Genomic DNA, 15,894 nt, shown 5'->3' on the forward strand with positions numbered 1-15,894 from the left:
CCCGTCACACGTGCGCCAGGAACCGCTCGGCCGTCTCCGCGAGCACCTCCCGGCCGTCGCGCGCCCACAGCGCCTCATTGAAGAGTTCGACCTCGATCGGTCCCGTGTAGCCGGCCGCCTCCACGTGTCCCCTCCACTCCCGCATGTCGATGGCGCCGTCGCCGATCTGGCCCCGGCCGTTCAGGACGCCCTCGGGCAGGGGGGTGGTCCAGTCGGCGAGCTGGAAGGTGTGGACGCGGCCGGCCTCGCCCGCGCGGGCGATCTGGGCGGGGGCCCCGTCGTCCCACCAGACGTGATAGGTGTCGACGGCCACGCCGACCTGGTGCGCGGGGAAGCGCTCGGCGAGGTCGAGGGCCTGGCCGAGGGTGGAGACCACACAGCGGTCGGCGGCGTACATGGGGTGCAGGGGCTCGATGGCGAGGCGGACGCCGTGCTCCTCGGCGTAGGGGCCCAGCTCCGCCAGCGCGTCGGCGACGCGTTCGCGGGCCGCCCGCAGGTCCTTCGAGCCGGGCGGCAGACCGCCGGAGACCAGGACCAGGGTGTCCGTGCCGAGCGCCGCCGCCTCGTCCACGGCACGGCGGTTGTCCGCCAGGGCGGCGGCCCGCTCGCCGGGGTCGATCGCGGTGAGAAAGCCGCCCCGGCACAGGGTCGTCACGGCCAGGCCCGCGTCCCGTACCAGCTTGGCGGCCCTGGCCAGGCCGTACGCGCGCACCGGCTCCCGCCACAGGCCGACGTTCGAGATGCCCAGTTCCCGGCAGCCCCTGGCCAGTTCCGGCAGCGACAGCTGTCGGACCGTCGCCTGGTTGACGCTGAAGCGCTCGATGCCGGTCACGAGGCCACTCCGTACAGGGCGAGCAGGTTGCGCATCCGCTCCTCGGCCGTCTTCGGGTCCGGGAACAGGCCGAGTCCGTCGGCGAGTTCGTAGGCACGGGCGAGATGCGGCAGGGAACGGGCCGACTGCAGGCCGCCGACCATCGTGAAGTGCGACTGGTGGCCGGCGAGCCAGGCGAGCAGGACCACGCCCGTCTTGTAGAAGCGGGTCGGGGCCTGGAAGAGATGGCGGGACAACTCGACCGTCGGGTCCAGCAGTTCCCGGAAGTCGGCCGTGTCCCCCCGGTCCAGGGTCCGCACGGCCCGGGCCGCCAGGGGGCCGAGCGGGTCGAAGACGCCGAGCAGGGCGTGGCTGAAGCCCACCTCGTCGCCGGCGATCAGTTCGGGGTAGTGGAAGTCGTCTCCGGTGTAGCAGCGCACGCCCCGGGGCAGCGCGCGGCGCAGTCCGATCTCGCGCCGGGCGTCGAGGAGGGAGATCTTGACGCCGTCGACCTTGTCCGGGTGCGCGGCGACGACCTCCAGGAAGACCTCCGTGGCCGCGTCGAGGTCGGCGTGGCCCCAGTAGCCCGTGAGGGCCGGGTCGAACATCGGGCCCAGCCAGTGCAGGATCACCGGCTCGGCGCACTGGCGCAGGAGGTGGCCGTACAGCTCCAGGTAGTCCTCGGGGCCGCGGGCGGCCGCGGCCAGCGCCCGGGACGCCATCAGGACCGCCCGGGCGCCCGCCGCCTCGGTCACCGCGAGCTGTTCCTCGTAGGCCGCGCGGATCTCGGGCAGGGTGCCGCCGGTGATCTGGTCGGTGCCGGCCCCGCAGACGATCCGGCCGCCGACCGCCCTGGCCTCCGCCGCCGAGCGGCGGATCAGCTCGGCCGCGCCCGCCCAGTCCAGGCCCATCCCGCGCTGGGCGGTGTCCATCGCCTCCGCCACGCCGAGTCCGTGGGACCACAGATGGCGGCGGAAGGCGAGGGTGGCGTCCCAGTCGACGGCCGCGGGAGCGTCGGGCGAGACGTCCGCGAACGGGTCGGCGACGACATGGGCCGCGGCGAGGACCGTACGGGAGGCGGGGGGCGCGCCGGTGGCCGGGGCGAGGGGGTCGGGGCGCGGTTCGTAGGTCCGCAGGGTGCCGTCGGCGGACGGGAGGCGGAGGGTCACAGGGAGGCCTCCGGCACGTCGAGGCGGCGGCCCTCGGCGGAGGATTTCAGGCCCAGTTCGGCGAGTTGCACGCCTCGGGCGCCGGCGAGCAGGTCCCAGTGGTAGGGCTCGTCGGCGTGGACGTGCCGGAGGAAGAGCTCCCACTGGGTTTTGAACCCGTTGTCGAACCCGGCGTTGTCGGGGACCTCCTGCCACTGGTCGCGGAAGGCCTCGGTGGCGGGGACGTCCGGGTCCCAGACGGGCTTGGGAGTGGTGCCCCGGTGCTGTGCGCGGCAGTTCCTCAGACCGGCGACCGCCGATCCCTCGGTGCCGTCGACCTGGAACTCGACGAGTTCGTCCCGGTACACGCGGACCGCCCAGGAGGAGTTGATCTGGGCGACCGCGCCGCCCTCGAGTTCGAAGATGCCGTAGGCGGCGTCGTCGGCGGTGGCGTCGTAGGGCTTGCCCTGTTCGTCCCAGCGCTGCGGGATGTGGGTGGTGGCCAGGGCCTGGACGGACCTGACCCGGCCGAACAGCTCGTGCAGCACGTATTCCCAGTGCGGGAACATGTCGACGACGATGCCGCCGCCGTCCTGCGCGCGGTAGTTCCAGGAGGGGCGCTGGGCGGGCTGCCAGTCGCCCTCGAAGACCCAGTAGCCGAACTCGCCGCGCACGGACAGGACGCGGCCGAAGAAGCCGCCGTCGACGAGCCGCTTCAGCTTCAGCAGGCCCGGCAGGAAGATCTTGTCCTGGACGACGCCGTGTTTGACGCCCTTGGCGTCGGCGAGGCGGGCGAGTTCGAGGGCGGCCTCGAAGCCCGTCGCGGTGGGCTTCTCGGTGTAGACGTGCTTGCCGGCCGCGATGGCCTTGCGGAGCGACTCCTCGCGCGCGGAGGTGATCTGGGCGTCGAAGTAGATGTCGACGGTCGGGTCGGCGAGGACGGCGTCGAGGTCGGTCGAGACGTGCTCCAGGCCGTGCCGTACGGCGATCCGCCGGAGGGCGTGCTCGCGGCGGCCGAGCAGGATCGGTTCGGGCCACAGCGCGGTGCCGTCGCCGAGGTCGAGGCCGCCCTGCTCGCGCAGGGCGAGGATCGAGCGGACGAGGTGCTGGCGGTAGCCCATGCGCCCGGTCACGCCGTTCATCGCGATCCGCACCGTCTTGCGTGTCACGTCAGTCCCTTCGCGGGCGCGCCGGGCGCCCCGTGGCAACGGCTGGGTCCATCCTGCGGGAAGCTTCCAGAAAGCGCTTTCCGGGGCTCGGAAGGTAGTCCTCCGGCCGGGGTCCGGACAAGACCGTGTCCTGTTCGAGTCGTCCGGGGGGAGAACGGGCGGCTCCGGTGCGCTTAGGGTCTGCTCGACGGCCCCTCGGAACCAGGACCGGGGCATGGCTGTCTAGGAGGGCGTACCACCCCTTGCACGACCGGAGGACGACGACATGACGGTGACCCTGGCGGACGTGGCGGCCCGCGCCCAGGTCTCCCCCGCGACGGTGTCGCGCGTGCTGAACGGCAACTATCCGGTGGCCGCGTCCACCCGCGAACGGGTGCTGCGGGCGGTGGACGAGCTCGACTACGTCCTCAACGGTCCCGCCAGCGCCCTCGCCGCCGCCACCTCCGACCTGGTCGGCATCCTCGTCAACGACATCGCCGACCCGTTCTTCGGGATCATGGCGAGCGCCATCCAGGCCGAGATAGGCGGGCCGGGCGGGCGTGCGGGCGGGGAGCGCCTGGCGGTCGTCTGCAACACCGGCGGGTCGCCCGAGCGCGAGCTGACCTATCTGACCCTGCTCCAGCGTCAGCGGGCGGCGGCCGTGGTGATGACCGGCGGGGCCGTGGAGTGCGCGCCGCACGCGGCGGCGGTCGCGGTGAAGCTGCGCAAGCTGACGGAGGCCGGGACGCGGGTGGTGCTGTGCGGGCGCCCGCCGGTGGCGGAGGCCCCGGCCGTGGCGCTGACCTTCGACAACCGGGGCGGCGCGCGGGCGTTGACGGAGCATCTCCTCGGCCTTGGCCATCGGCGCCTCGGCTACATCGCGGGTCCCGAGGAGCGTACGACGACGCGGCACCGTCTGGAGGGCCATCGGGCCGCGCTGGCCGCCGCGGGCGTCGAGGAGGATCCGCGCTGGACGGTGTACGGCCCCTACGAGCGCCGGTCCGGTTACGAGGCCACCCTTGAACTGCTGCGCCGCGACGACTCGTTGACGGCGATCGTGGCGTCGAACGACTCCGTCGCCCTCGGCGCCTGCGCCGCCCTGCGCGAGTCCGGGCTGCGCATCCCCGAGGACGTCTCGGTGGCCGGCTTCGACGACCTGCCGTTCAGCATCGACACCGTGCCCGCGCTGACGACGGTGCGCCTGCCCCTGGCGGAGGCGGGCGCACGGGCCGGCCGCATCGCGATGGGCCGCGAGGAGCCGCCACCCGGCGGGATCACCTCGGTGCGCGGCGAGCTGATGGTCCGGGGCTCCACGGGAGCGCCCCGACGCTGAGATAGCGCCGGACGGACGCCGAGACGGACCGCCCACCCGGACATGCGCGGACCCGCCCCAGGACCGGGGCGGGCGGATCCGGGGTCGGCCGGGTCGGCCGCCCGGCCGGGACTCGGGCGAGGACGCTCGTCGGGGCGGTGGGCGGATGAGGAGGCGAAGTGGGTCGGCAGGCCCCGGCCGGGGTGTTCGACTCGGACGCCGAGGGTGGGGCGTCGGTGGTCTACAGATGGGGTCTGTGGCCGCGCTCCTGGTGCGGGAAGCACTGGTCGGCGCCCGGTAGCGTCGGCTTCGGCAGCGTGGCCACCTCTTCCTTCGCCCTCTCCAGCTGCTCCGCCGTGTCGTCGGGCAGCCACGGCGCGTGCGAGCGGCCGTGCGAGAAGCGGAAGGCGCTGGTGAGGTCACCGAAGGTGGAGCGGCGCCAGTCGGTGACGTTCGGCTCCTCGACTCCCGTGAAGCGTTCCAGGAACCGCAGGGCCGAGGTGTGGTCGAAGGCCTCCGTGGCAACCCAACCGCCCACGGTCCAGGGCGAGATGATGATCGCGGGCACCCGGAAGCCGCCGCCTATCGGCAGGCCGCCGATGAACTCGCCCTCGGTACCGGCGGGCGGCGTCGGCGGGGGCACATGATCGAACAGGCCGTCATTCTCGTCGTAGTTGAGGATGAAGGCCGTCTTGCGCCACACCTTCGGGTTGGACGCGATCGCCTCGATCTTCGACGCCACGAAGTCCGCCCCGGCGGCGGGCAGATAGTCCGGGTGCTCCGACTGGAAGCTGGTCGGCATGATCCAGCTCACCGCGGGGAGGCGGTCGCCCCGGGCGTCGTCCTCGAAGGTCCCCTCGGGCTGTGGGCGTACGCCGCGTTCGTAGAGGTCGGAGCCGGGCTGGGCGTTCCTGAAGGTGGCGAACTGCTCCAGCATGTTGCAGCCGTAGTCGTCGTCCTGCTGGTAGACCTTCCAGCTGACCCCGGCCTCCTGCAACCGCTCGGCGTAGGTCGTCCAGCGGTACGGCGTCGGCGCCCTGTTGCTGATGACAGGGCCGCCCTGTGTGCCACCGGGGTCGATCGAGCCGGTCATCCACATCAGCCGGTTGGGCCAGGTGGGACCGAAGACCGAGCAGAAGTAGTTGTCGCAGACGGTGAAGGTCTCGGCGAGCGCGAACTGGAACGGGATGTCCTCGCGCGTGTAGTAGCCCATGACGTAGGGGCCGTTGACACCGTCCGCCTTGCGGTGGGCCGGCAGCCACCGGTCCATCTTGCCGCCGTTCCAGGCCTCGTGCTGCACCGACCAGGCGTGACTCGTGGACGGGATGGCCTGGGCGCTGGAGGTGTGCGTGTCGAGGTGGAAGGGCAGCAGGTAGCCCTTGGGGTTCGGGGCGTCCGGCTGGAAGAAGACGCTGCGTCCGTTGTCGAGCCGCAGCGCGCGCCGGTCGGCGAAGCCGCGCACCCCGGAGAGCGTGCCGAAGTAGTGGTCGAAGGACCGGTTCTCCTGCATCAGCATGACGACGTGCTCGATGTCGCGTAGCGAGCTGTGCCGGGGCGGTTCCGCGGCGACCGCCTTCTGGACACTCGGCGGGAGGAGGGAGAGAGCCGCCGCGCCGCCCAGTGCGCCGGCGGCGGAACCCAGGAGCCTACGTCGAGTCAACTCGGCCATGAACGCTCCTTCTTGAGCGATCGCGGGGACTGGACCGCGAGCCACTTTCCGCTCCGTGGGGCGATGGGCGGCAGTGGCACGCGATGAACTTGCGGACAACGTGCGGCCTGAACTTGGCGAAGTCATGACATTTACCGGCCGAATGTCGCCGACATGTCGCCTGGCTTTCACCGGCACCACGATGTCTGCACGGGAGTCGGGCTCGGGCGTACGCTCGCGCGGGCACGGCGTCGGGGACCGGCTCGTGCGGGTGGTCGTCGACTTCGCGCGCGTGACCGGCTGTCGCGAGCCGGTGCCCTGGACCGACGACGTGCTCGGCGGCGCCCGCCGGATCCACCGGCGACAGGGCTGCACCCTCGTCGCCGAGCGGCCGCATCGCTCCTTCGAAAGGGATCCGATCGGCCAGGACTGGCGGCGGGAAGTGCATGGACCCGGCGACCTGGGGGTACGTTCGGTGCCCATGAAGCTCGCGTTCTCCACTCTCGGTGTCCCTGGCCTCCCCGTCCCGGAGGTCCTCGCGCTCGCGACCGCGAACGGCTATCACGGTGTCGAACTGCGCGCCCATCCCGAGGAACCGGTGCACACCGGTCTCTCCCCGGCCGAGCGGGCCGGGATCGCGGGCCTTTTCCGGGGCGCCGGGGTGGAGGTGCTGGGCGTGGCGGGGTACACGCGCGTGGCCGCCGCCGGGGACGACGGGCCCGTGCTGGAGGAGATCCGCGGGCTGCTCCGGCTGGCCCACGACCTGGGCGCGCCCTTCGTCCGGGTGTTCCCCGGCGCCGATCCCGGCCGGCCCCGCGAGGAGGCAGAGGCCGATGCCGCCCGGCGGCTCGGGACCGCCGCCGAGGACGCCGCCGCGCTCGGTGTCCGCGTGCTGCTGGAGACCCACGACTCGCACCGCACCGGCGCCGACGCGATCCGGATCCTCGGTCCCGTCGGCCATCGTCAGGTGGGCGCGCTGTGGGACGTGATGCACACCTGGCTGGGCGGCGAGCAGCCCTCGGACAGCTATGCCGCCCTCGCCCCGCACCTGGGATACGTCCAGGTCAAGGACGTGGCCTCGGCCGAGGACACCACACCGCTGCCGCTCGGCGCGGGCGTACTGCCGCTCACCGAGTGCGTGGACGTCCTCTCCCGGAACGGCTGGGACGGCTGGCTGTGCTGGGAGTACGAGAAGCGGCGGTACGAGGCCGCGGCCCCGCTCCCCGCCCTGCTGCCGCAAGGCCGCGCCCACCTCACCCGCCTCCTCGGCGAAGCCGCCTGACCGCCCGCCACACGAGCACGCCCCCCCGTCCACCAGGGCCGCGCGGCCCCCGCCCACCCCGCGCGAGCGCCGGACGCGACGGCCTGCACCCCCTGGTCCGCGGGGGTGCAGGCCGGGGCCGGGACGCGGGGGTGTGCCGCCGGGGCGCGGGGCCGGGGCGCGGGGAGGCGCCGTTTCAGGGCGGCCCCTGGACGCCTTAGGGGTCGGCTGTCCGGCGGGCGAGGGCCGCAGGTCGCCGGCCCAACGCCCCGTCACCCGGAGACCGCAGTGGGCCGCCCACAGCGCCCGAGCGCCCCGCACCGGCAAGCCGCCGCACGGCCCCCCGGACCACGGACGGGGGCCGCCAGGCGAAGGTGCCCCGCCAGCCAAAGGCCCGCGGCCCCCGCCCACGCCGCGCGAGCGCCGGACGCGACGGCCTGCGCCCCTGGTCCCTGGGGGTGCAGGCCGGGGCCGGGGCGCGGGGAGGCGCCGTGTCAGGGCGGCCCCTGGACGCCGTAGGGGTCGGCTGGCCGGCGGGCGAGGGCCGCAGGTCGCCGACCCAACGCCCCGTCACCCAGAGGCCGCAGTGGGCCACCCACAGCGCCCGAGCGCCCCGCACCGGCAAGCCGCCGCACGGCCCCCCGGACCACGGACGGGGGCCGCCAAGCGAAGGTGCCCCGCGGCCCCCGCCCACCCCGCGCGAGCGCGTCGGTGTCGTGGCACGGCTCGGCGCGCCTCCGCTGCGGGGGGCGGTGGCCGGGGCTCGCGCGGGTACTGTGCGTTGTCTTGACGGAAAGAAACTTCCCGGATATTGGTGACTCCTCGGAAGTTTCCTTCAGCGGTTCTCCTCTGGAAGGAGCGCATGTGCACGACACCAGCACGGGAAGCACCGCCCGACCGTCCAGACGTACCGTCCTCGCGGCGACCGCGGGTCTCACCGCCGCGCTGACCGTATCGACGACCGCCCGCGCCGCCACCCCCGACGACCGCCGCCTGCGTGCCCTGATCTCCCGGATGACGCTGGAGGAAAAGGTCGGCCAGCTCTTCGTGATGCGGGTCTACGGCCACTCCGCCACCGCCCCCGACCAGGCCGACGTCGACGCCAACCTCTCGGAGATCGGCGTACGCACGGCCGCCGAGCTGATCGAGAAGTACCACGTCGGCGGGATCATCTACTTCACCTGGGCGCACAACACCCGCGACCCGCAGCAGATCGCGGACCTCTCCAACGGCATCCAGCGCGCCTCGCTCGGCCGTCCGCGCGGACTGCCGGTGCTCGTCGCCACCGACCAGGAGCACGGGGCCGTCTGCCGGGTCGGCGCGCCCGCGACCCTCTTTCCCGGCGCCATGGCGATCGGCGCGGGCGGCTCCCGCTCCGACGCCCGTGAGCTGGGCCGGATCTCCGGCGCCGAGCTGCGCGCGATGGGCATCAACCAGGACTACTCCCCCGACGCCGACGTGAACGTCAACCCGGCCAACCCGGTCATCGGAGTACGCTCGTTCGGCGCCGACCCCGACGCGGTGGCCGACCTGGTCGCCGCCGAGGTGAAGGGGTATCAGGCGTCCCGGGTCGCGGCGACCGCCAAGCACTTCCCGGGCCACGGGGACACCGCGGTCGACAGCCACTACGGCTTCCCGGTCATCACACACAGCCGGGAGCTGTGGGAGAAGCTGGACGCGGTGCCCTTCCGGGCCGCGATCCGCGCGGGCATCGACTCGATCATGACCGCGCACATCCAGTTCCCGGCCCTGGACGACTCCGGCGACCCGGCCACCCTGTCCCGGCCCATCCTCACCGGCATCCTGCGCGAGGAACTCGGCTACGACGGGGTGGTGATCACCGACTCGCTCGGCATGCAGGGCGTCCGCTCGAAGTACGGCGACGACCGGGTGCCGGTACTGGCGCTGAAGGCCGGCGTCGACCAGCTGCTCAACCCACCGTCCGTGGACGTGGCCTGGCACGCGGTCCTGACGGCCGTCCAGGAGGGTGAGCTGACCGAGAGCCGCCTGGACGAATCGATCCTGCGGATTCTGCGCCTCAAGGCCCGGCTCGGTCTCTTCGGGCACGCCTACGCCGAACCGGCCCGGGTGGAGCGCGTGGTGGGCACCCGGGCCCACCGGGCCGCCGCCGACAAGATGGCCGAGCGCACCACGACCCTGCTGGTCAACGAGGACGATCTGCTCCCCCTCGGCCGCCGCGCCGAACGCCGGATCCTGGTCGTCGGCGCCGACCCCGCCTCCCCGACCGGCACCACCGGCCCGCCCACCGGCGTGCTGGCCGCCGCCCTGACCGAACTGGGCTTCACCGCCACGGCCCTGCCCACCGGCACCTCGCCCTCGGAGGCGGCCATCACCCGGGCGGTCACCGCCGCGGGGGACGCCGACGCGGTGGTGGTGGCCACGTACAACGTGACGGCGGGCAGCGCACAGCGCACGCTCGTGGAGCGGCTGCTCGCCACGGGCAGGCCGGTGGTGGCGGTGGCCGTCCGCAACCCCTACGACATCGCCCAGCTCCCTACGGTCAAGGCCTGCCTGGCGGCCTACTGCTGGACGGATGTGGAACTGCGGGCCGCCGCCCGGGTGATCGCCGGCAGGGTGTCGCCGCGCGGGAGGCTGCCGGTGCCGGTGCAGCGCGCGGACGATCCGGAGCGGGTGCTGTACCCGGTCGGGCACGGGCTGTCGTACGAGTCGCACATCGTGTCCGGGGCGTGACACCGGTCGGCCACGACGGCGGTGGCCCGGTGCGGGGCCGGCCGTCGTGGCCGCCGGCGTGGTTCACGGACGCGGTGCCGGCTCGCGCTCCGTGTCCCGGTCGTCGAGCCTGGCGTCGTAGCGGGCCAGCGGTCTCGCCGCCGCCGGGTTCGCCTGGACCGCCTGCGAGGCGACGCCCGCCCACTTCAGGATGCGGGCGGTGGCGAGGTCCTTCTGGCCGGGGACCAGGGCCGCCACGTTCGCGCCGTGGTTCAGGCCGGGCGCGGTGAACACGTAGGAGTCACGGGCGCCCGCGCCGAGCCGGAAGCGCTCCGAGCCCCACGGGTCGTTCTGGCCGTAGACGAAGAGCATGTGCGTGGCGTGGTGCCGGACCCAGGTGTCCACGTCCCGCATCGCCCGCGGGTGGAAGCGCATCGGAATCGAGCGGGGCACGAAGTTGCGCGGCGGCTGGTAACCGTAGCGGATCAACTTCCCCTCGATGGCCGGGAAGTGGATGGTGGGCGCGCCCAGCTGGGTGCCGGCCTGGTAGTAGTACGGCGTGTACTGCTCCAGGCCCTGGTCGGTGTAGGCCGAGAATCCCGAGATGGTGTCGACGGAGTTCCAGATCTCGTCGTCGCTCGCGGTGGCCGCCTTCGCCGGGACGGTGGCGCAGTCCGCCAGCAGGCTGTACTGCCAGAAGCCCCACACGTAGTCGAGCACGACCGCCTCGTAGGCCCGGTCCAGGCCGCCGATGGTGGTGAAGGTGTATCCCTTCTCGGCGGCGTACCGGGCGTACTTCTCCTCCAACGGCTGGCGGCGCACCAGCGCCTCGCGCTGCACGGCGTTCAGCCGGTCCCGGCATTCCTTGGTGCCGACGTGGGCGAAGAAGCGGTCGTAGGCCGAGTCCTCGTCGTTCACCACGTCGTTCGGGGCGACGTAGGCGACGACGCCGTCCATGTCGCGCGGGTAGAAGCGCTCGTAGTAGGTGGCCGTCATGCCGCCCTTGGAGCCGCCGGTGGCCAGCCAGTTGGCGGAGTAGACCGACTTCAGCGCCCGGTAGACGCGGTGCTGGTCACTGGCCGCCTGCCAGATGTCGAGTTTCGACCAGTCGGCGGGGGCGGGCCGGGACGGGGTGAAGAAGCGGTACTCGAGGGAGACCTGGTTGGCGTCCGCGATCCGGGTGGGCTCGCTGCGGGACGGGGTGGTGGAGACGTTGTAGCCGCTGGTGTAGAAGACCGTCGGGCGGCTGGTGTCCTTGTGCAGCACCGTGATGCGCTGCTGGAAGGTGCCGCGGCGCGGGTGACGGTGGTCGATCGGCTGTGTGTAGTCCAGGACGAAGTAGCGGTAGCCGGGGTACGGCTTCTCCTGGACCAGGCTCATGCCCGGTATCGACAGCAGCCGGTCCTTGATGTCGGTGGGCTCGGACTGTGCGGCGGTGGCCGCGCCCGCCGTGCTCAACGTGCCTATGCACACCGTGAGCGCCAGCAGCCATCTGAGCACCTTGCGCATGCGCACTCTCCCCTGTGAGACAGATGTGCGCCGGAAGCTATCCCAGCAACTGCCGTCACACCAGAGGGGATCGGGCGGCCCCCGGGGCCCGATGGGTGTTCAGCACAGGATCCAGCCGGAACTGACCGAATACCGGCCCACCGTGCCCTTGACCCATACGCAGCGGTGGCCGGCGTGCACGGTCACCGGGCCCGCGTGCCGCGTGAAGCGGCCCGCGTCGACGACCGGACGGTTGCCCCGCGCCTGCACGCTGACGGCCATCGTCTGGGCGGTTCCGGGGTGCCTGGCGACGGTGAGGGCGCAGACGTAGCCGCCCTGCCGGTAGACGTAGGTGACACCGGCGCGGGAGGCCAGGGCCCGCACCTCGTGCCCCGCGCAGCTACTGGCCGTGCCCGCCTGCGCGGTACCGGTCGCCGTGAGGGCGAGCACCCCGGACGCGGTCAGCACGGCCGCGCCGAGCGCCAGCCGCCGGCGTATCGCACCCTTGTCCACTTTCGTCCTCCCCGTTCCGTACTCCCGCGTCCCCCCATGACCGTACTGATGTACGGACGCACGAGCTGTGTCGGATGGTTGCACGACCGTCAGCGGGACGCGGCGACCGGCTCCTCCGGCTCGGACCGGCCCACGAAGGTCCGCCACAGCTCGGCGTACCGGCCGCCGCGCGCGAGCAGCTCCGCGTGCGTGCCGTCCTCCGCGACCCGGCCGTGGTCCATCACCACCACCCGGTCGGCGCGGGCCGCGGTGGTCAGCCGGTGGGCCACCACCAGGGTCGTACGGCGTCCCGCCAGACGGTCGGTGGCCTGGTTGACCTGCGCCTCCGTGGCCAGGTCCAGGGCGGCCGTGGCCTCGTCGAGGAGCAGCACGTCGGGGTCGACGAGTTCGGCGCGGGCGAGCGCGATCAGCTGGCGCTGCCCGGCCGAGAGGTTGCGGCCGCGCTCGGCGACCTCGTGCAGATAGCCGCCCCGCAGCGTGGCGATCATCTCGTGCGCGCCGACCGTCCGGGCGGCCGCCTCCACCTCGGCGTCGGTGGCGTCGGGACGGCCGTAGGCGATGGCGTCGCGGATGGTGCCGGGGAAGAGGTACGCCTCCTGCGGGACGACCCCGAGCCGGTGGCGGTAGGAGGTGAGGTCCAGGGCGCGCAGGTCCGTGCCGTCGACGGTGACCCGGCCGCCGGTGGGATCGTAGAACCGGGCCACCAGCTTCACCAGCGTCGACTTCCCGGCGCCGGTCTCGCCGACGAACGCCACCGTCTGCCCGGCCGGGATCGTCAGGTCGATGCCCGTGAGCGCCGCCTCGGCCCCGTCGGTCGCCCCGTAGGCGAAGTGCACGTCCTCGAAGGCGATGTCACCGCGCAGGGACAGCACGTCGAGGGGGGCGTCGGCGGTCTTCGTGGACGTCGGCTCGCGCAGCAGCTCCTGGATCCGGCGCAGCGACACCGTGGCCTGCTGGTAGCCGTCGAAGACCTGGGAGAGCTGCTGGACGGGCGCGAAGAACAGGTCGATGTAGAGCAGGTACGCCACCAGCGCGCCCGTGGTGAGGGTGGCCGCCTCCACCCGGCCCGCGCCCGCTATCAGCACGGCGGCCGCGGCGACCGAGGACAGCAGCTGGACGAAGGGGAAGTAGACCGATATCAGCCACTGGCCGCGTATGCGGGCGCTCCGGTAGTGGTCGCTGCGCTCGGTGAACCGCCGCGCGCCGTCCCGCTCCCGCCGGAAGGCCTGCACGATCCGCAGGCCGGCCACCGACTCCTGGAGGTCGGCGTTCACCACCGATATGCGCTCACGGGCGCGTTCGTACGCCTTCACGCTCGCCCGGCGGAAGAAGAAGGTGGCGACGACCAGCGGGGGCAGGGTGGCGAAGACGACGAGGGCGAGCCCCACGTCGAGCACCAGCAGGGCGACCATGATGCCGAAGAAGGTGACGACGGAGACGAACGCGGTGACCAGACCGGTCTGCAGGAACGTCGACAGGGCGTCGATGTCCGTGGTCATCCGGGTCATGATCCGGCCGGTCAGCTCGCGCTCGTAGTAGTCGAGGCCGAGCCGCTGGAGCTGGGCGAAGATCTTCAGCCGCAGGGTGTACAGGACGCGTTCGCCGGTGCGGCCGGTCATCCGGGTCTCGCCGGTCTGCGCGGCCCACTGGACGACCACGGTGAGCAGACCCAGCAGGGCGGCCGCCCACACCGCGCCGAGGGCCGCCCGGGTCACGCCCTGGTCGATGCCGTGCCGGATCAGCACCGGCAGCAGCAGGCCGGAGCCCGCGTCCACGGCGACCAGCAGCAGACTGACGAGCAGGGGCGCGCCGAAGCCCCGCAGCAGACGGCGCAGCCCGTAGGAGTCCTCCGGCAGGACCGCCCGGCCCTCGTCGACGTCCGGGGTGTCGGTGGCCGGGGGCAGCGCCTCGACCTGGGCGAGCAGTGCCGGGGAGGCCGGGGTGCCGCCGAGCGCCTGGTCGCGGGGCGTGCGGTCGCCGGTCCACAGCCGGGGGGTGACACCGCGCTCGGCGTCGTACTCGGCGTCCAGCTCCTCGCGGACGGAGGTGTCCTCGCGCGGGGCGGCCGGCCGGTCGTGGCCCGGGGAGACACCGCCCAGTTCGTCCGGGTCGGTCAGCAGCCGGCGGTAGAGGGCCGAGCGCTCCTGGAGTTCGTCGTGGGTGCCGAGGTCGGCGAGCCGGCCGTCGTCCAGGACGGCGATGCGGTCGGCGAGGTTCAGCGTGGAGCGACGGTGGGCGATGAGCAGGGTCGTGCGGCCCCGCATCACCCGGGCCAGCGCCTCGTGTATCTCGTGCTCGACGCGGGCGTCGACGGCCGAGGTGGCGTCGTCGAGGATCAGCAGGCGCGGGTCGGTGAGCAGGGCGCGGGCGAGCGCGACGCGCTGGCGCTGCCCCCCGGAGAGGGTCAGGCCGTGCTCGCCGACCAGGGTGTCGTAGCCCTCGGGCAGCTCGGCGATGAAACGGTCCGCCTGGGCTGCGCGGGCGGCGGCCTCGATCTCGTCCTGGCCGGCGTCCGGGCGCCCGTAGGCGATGTTGGCGCGGACCGTGTCGGAGAAGAGGAACGAGTCCTCCGGGACCAGCCCGATCGCGGCCCGCAGCGAGTCCTGGGTCAGCTCGCGCACATCGTGGCCGCCGACCAGGACGGCGCCGTGGGTGACGTCGTAGAAGCGCGGCAGGAGGAGGGAGAGGGTGGACTTGCCGGAGCCGGAGGAGCCGACGACCGCGAGGGTCTCGCCGGAGCGGATCTCCAGGCTGAGCCCCTGAAGGACCCGGGGGCCGCCGTCGTAGGCGAAGGACACGTCGTCGAACTCGACGGTCGCGGGCGCGTCGGCGGGCAGTTCCTTGGTGCCGTCCGTCAGCGTCGGCTCGGTGTCGATCAGCTCCAGCACGCGCTCGGTGCCCGCCCGCGCCTGCTGACCGACGGTGAGGACCACCGCCAGCATGCGGACGGGGCCGACGAGCTGGGCCAGGTAGGTGGAGAAGGCGACGAAGGTGCCGAGGGTGATGTGCCCCCGCACGGCGAGCCAGCCGCCGAGGGCGAGCATGGCGACCTGGCCGAGCGCGGGCACGGCCTGGAGGGCGGGGGTGTACCTGCTGTTCAGGCGGATGGTGCGCAGCCGCCCGGCGAAGAGCCGGCGGCCGACCTCGCGCAGCTTGCCGGTCTCCTGCTCCTCCTGCCCGAAGCCCTTGACCACGCGGACGCCGCTGACCGCCCCGTCGACCACGCCCGCGACGGCGGCCGCCTGGGCCTGGGCGTACCAGGTGGCGGGGTGCAGCCTGGACCGGCTGCGCCGGGCGATCCAGGCCAGCGCGGGGGCGACGGCCAGGGCGATCAGGGTGAGCGGCAGCGACAGCCACGCCATGATCACCAGGGACATCAGGAAGAGCAGGACGTTCCCGATGGTCATCGGGAGCATGAAGAGCAGACCCTGGATCAGCTGGAGGTCGCTGGTTGCCCGGCCGACGACCTGCCCGGTGGACAGCTCGTCCTGGCGGCGGCCGTCGAGCCGGGTGATCGTGTCGTACATCTCGGTCCGCAGGTCGTGCTGGACGTCGAGGGCGAGCCGGCCGCCGTAGTAGCGGCGCACGAAGGTGAACGCGTAGACCAGGACGGCCGCGCCGAGCAGGGCGCCGGCCCAGGGCGCCATGGCGCGGCTGTGGTCGCCGATCACGTCGTCGATGATCACCTTGGTGACCAGCGGGACGACCGCGAGCACGGCCATCCCGGCGAGGGAGGAGCCGAGGGCCAGTACGACGTCCTTCGGATACCGCCAGGCGTAGCCCGCCAGCCGTCGTGCCCATCCCCGTTGCGGTCCCACGCGGGTGCCTCCCGTTCGTCCTGGTCTACCGCAAGGCACCAACGCCGGGGGATGCG

The 15,894-nt window shown here is 73.2% G+C and carries 10 protein-coding genes; 3 read left to right on the top strand and 7 right to left on the bottom strand.

All coding sequences use genetic code 11. The features are described from left to right. Positions 1 to 4 precede the first annotated feature (4 nt). Genes ACIBA9_RS16020 through ACIBA9_RS16030 form a run of 3 tightly spaced genes read right to left on the bottom strand, consistent with a single transcriptional unit; the run spans position 5 to position 3,128 of the window. Positions 5 to 832: a sugar phosphate isomerase/epimerase family protein gene (locus tag ACIBA9_RS16020; protein ID WP_399363349.1), complete on the bottom strand. Its 828-nt coding sequence runs from the start codon at positions 830 to 832 to the stop codon at positions 5 to 7. Beyond that, complete coding sequence (locus tag ACIBA9_RS16025) at positions 829 to 1,980, bottom strand: dihydrodipicolinate synthase family protein (protein WP_399363351.1); 1,152 nt, start codon at positions 1,978 to 1,980, stop codon at positions 829 to 831. Before ACIBA9_RS16025 ends, ACIBA9_RS16020 begins: the two co-directional genes overlap by 4 nt. Further along, positions 1,977 to 3,128: a Gfo/Idh/MocA family protein gene (locus ACIBA9_RS16030; RefSeq protein ID WP_399363353.1), complete on the bottom strand. Its 1,152-nt coding sequence runs from the start codon at positions 3,126 to 3,128 to the stop codon at positions 1,977 to 1,979. The genes ACIBA9_RS16025 and ACIBA9_RS16030 overlap by 4 nt, the downstream gene beginning before the upstream one ends. 265 nt (positions 3,129 to 3,393) lie before the next feature. On the opposite strand from ACIBA9_RS16030, the gene ACIBA9_RS16035 reads away from it, so the two are divergent. Continuing rightward, on the top strand, positions 3,394 to 4,440 hold the full coding sequence (locus ACIBA9_RS16035) for a LacI family DNA-binding transcriptional regulator (RefSeq protein ID WP_399363355.1): 1,047 nt from the start codon (positions 3,394 to 3,396) through the stop codon (positions 4,438 to 4,440). A gap of 220 nt (positions 4,441 to 4,660) precedes the next feature. On the opposite strand, the gene ACIBA9_RS16040 is transcribed toward ACIBA9_RS16035, so the two are convergent. Further along, positions 4,661 to 6,088: an alkaline phosphatase family protein gene (locus ACIBA9_RS16040; protein WP_399363357.1), complete on the bottom strand. Its 1,428-nt coding sequence runs from the start codon at positions 6,086 to 6,088 to the stop codon at positions 4,661 to 4,663. A 460-nt stretch (positions 6,089 to 6,548) separates the two neighbouring features. Between ACIBA9_RS16040 and ACIBA9_RS16045 the strand changes: the two genes are divergently transcribed. Continuing rightward, a complete protein-coding gene (locus ACIBA9_RS16045; protein WP_399363619.1) occupies positions 6,549 to 7,349 on the top strand; it encodes a sugar phosphate isomerase/epimerase family protein in 801 nt (266 codons plus the stop codon). An 843-nt stretch (positions 7,350 to 8,192) separates the two neighbouring features. Then, entirely contained in the window at positions 8,193 to 10,040 is a 1,848-nt protein-coding gene (locus ACIBA9_RS16050) for a glycoside hydrolase family 3 protein (protein WP_399363359.1), read from the top strand. Between the two features lie 63 nt (positions 10,041 to 10,103). Here the strand turns inward: ACIBA9_RS16050 and ACIBA9_RS16055 are convergent, their stop codons facing one another. The 3 genes from ACIBA9_RS16055 to ACIBA9_RS16065 all read right to left on the bottom strand — a co-directional run bounded on the left by ACIBA9_RS16055 (position 10,104) and on the right by ACIBA9_RS16065 (position 15,838). After that, a complete protein-coding gene (locus tag ACIBA9_RS16055; RefSeq protein WP_399363361.1) occupies positions 10,104 to 11,528 on the bottom strand; it encodes a S28 family serine protease in 1,425 nt (474 codons plus the stop codon). A 99-nt stretch (positions 11,529 to 11,627) separates the two neighbouring features. Then, the gene (locus ACIBA9_RS16060; protein WP_399363363.1) at positions 11,628 to 12,020 is read right to left on the bottom strand and encodes a hypothetical protein; all 393 of its coding nucleotides are present in this window, start codon (positions 12,018 to 12,020) and stop codon (positions 11,628 to 11,630) included. An 89-nt stretch (positions 12,021 to 12,109) separates the two neighbouring features. After that, a complete protein-coding gene (locus ACIBA9_RS16065) occupies positions 12,110 to 15,838 on the bottom strand; it encodes an ABC transporter ATP-binding protein (protein WP_399363365.1) in 3,729 nt (1,242 codons plus the stop codon). Between the last annotated feature and the right edge of the window lie 56 nt (positions 15,839 to 15,894).

This window comes from Streptomyces sp. NPDC051452 (genome assembly GCF_044454765.1).
Classification (GTDB): domain Bacteria; phylum Actinomycetota; class Actinomycetes; order Streptomycetales; family Streptomycetaceae; genus Streptomyces.

Excerpts from the sequence above, each read along its gene's own strand:
- ACIBA9_RS16035 (WP_399363355.1), top strand. The coding sequence starts at position 3,394 with ATGACGGTGACCCTGGCGGACGTGGCGGCCCGCGCCCAGGTCTCCCCC.
- ACIBA9_RS16040 (WP_399363357.1), bottom strand. The coding sequence starts at position 6,088 with ATGGCCGAGTTGACTCGACGTAGGCTCCTGGGTTCCGCCGCCGGCGCA.
- ACIBA9_RS16045 (WP_399363619.1), top strand. The coding sequence starts at position 6,549 with ATGAAGCTCGCGTTCTCCACTCTCGGTGTCCCTGGCCTCCCCGTCCCG.
- ACIBA9_RS16055 (WP_399363361.1), bottom strand. The coding sequence starts at position 11,528 with ATGCGCAAGGTGCTCAGATGGCTGCTGGCGCTCACGGTGTGCATAGGC.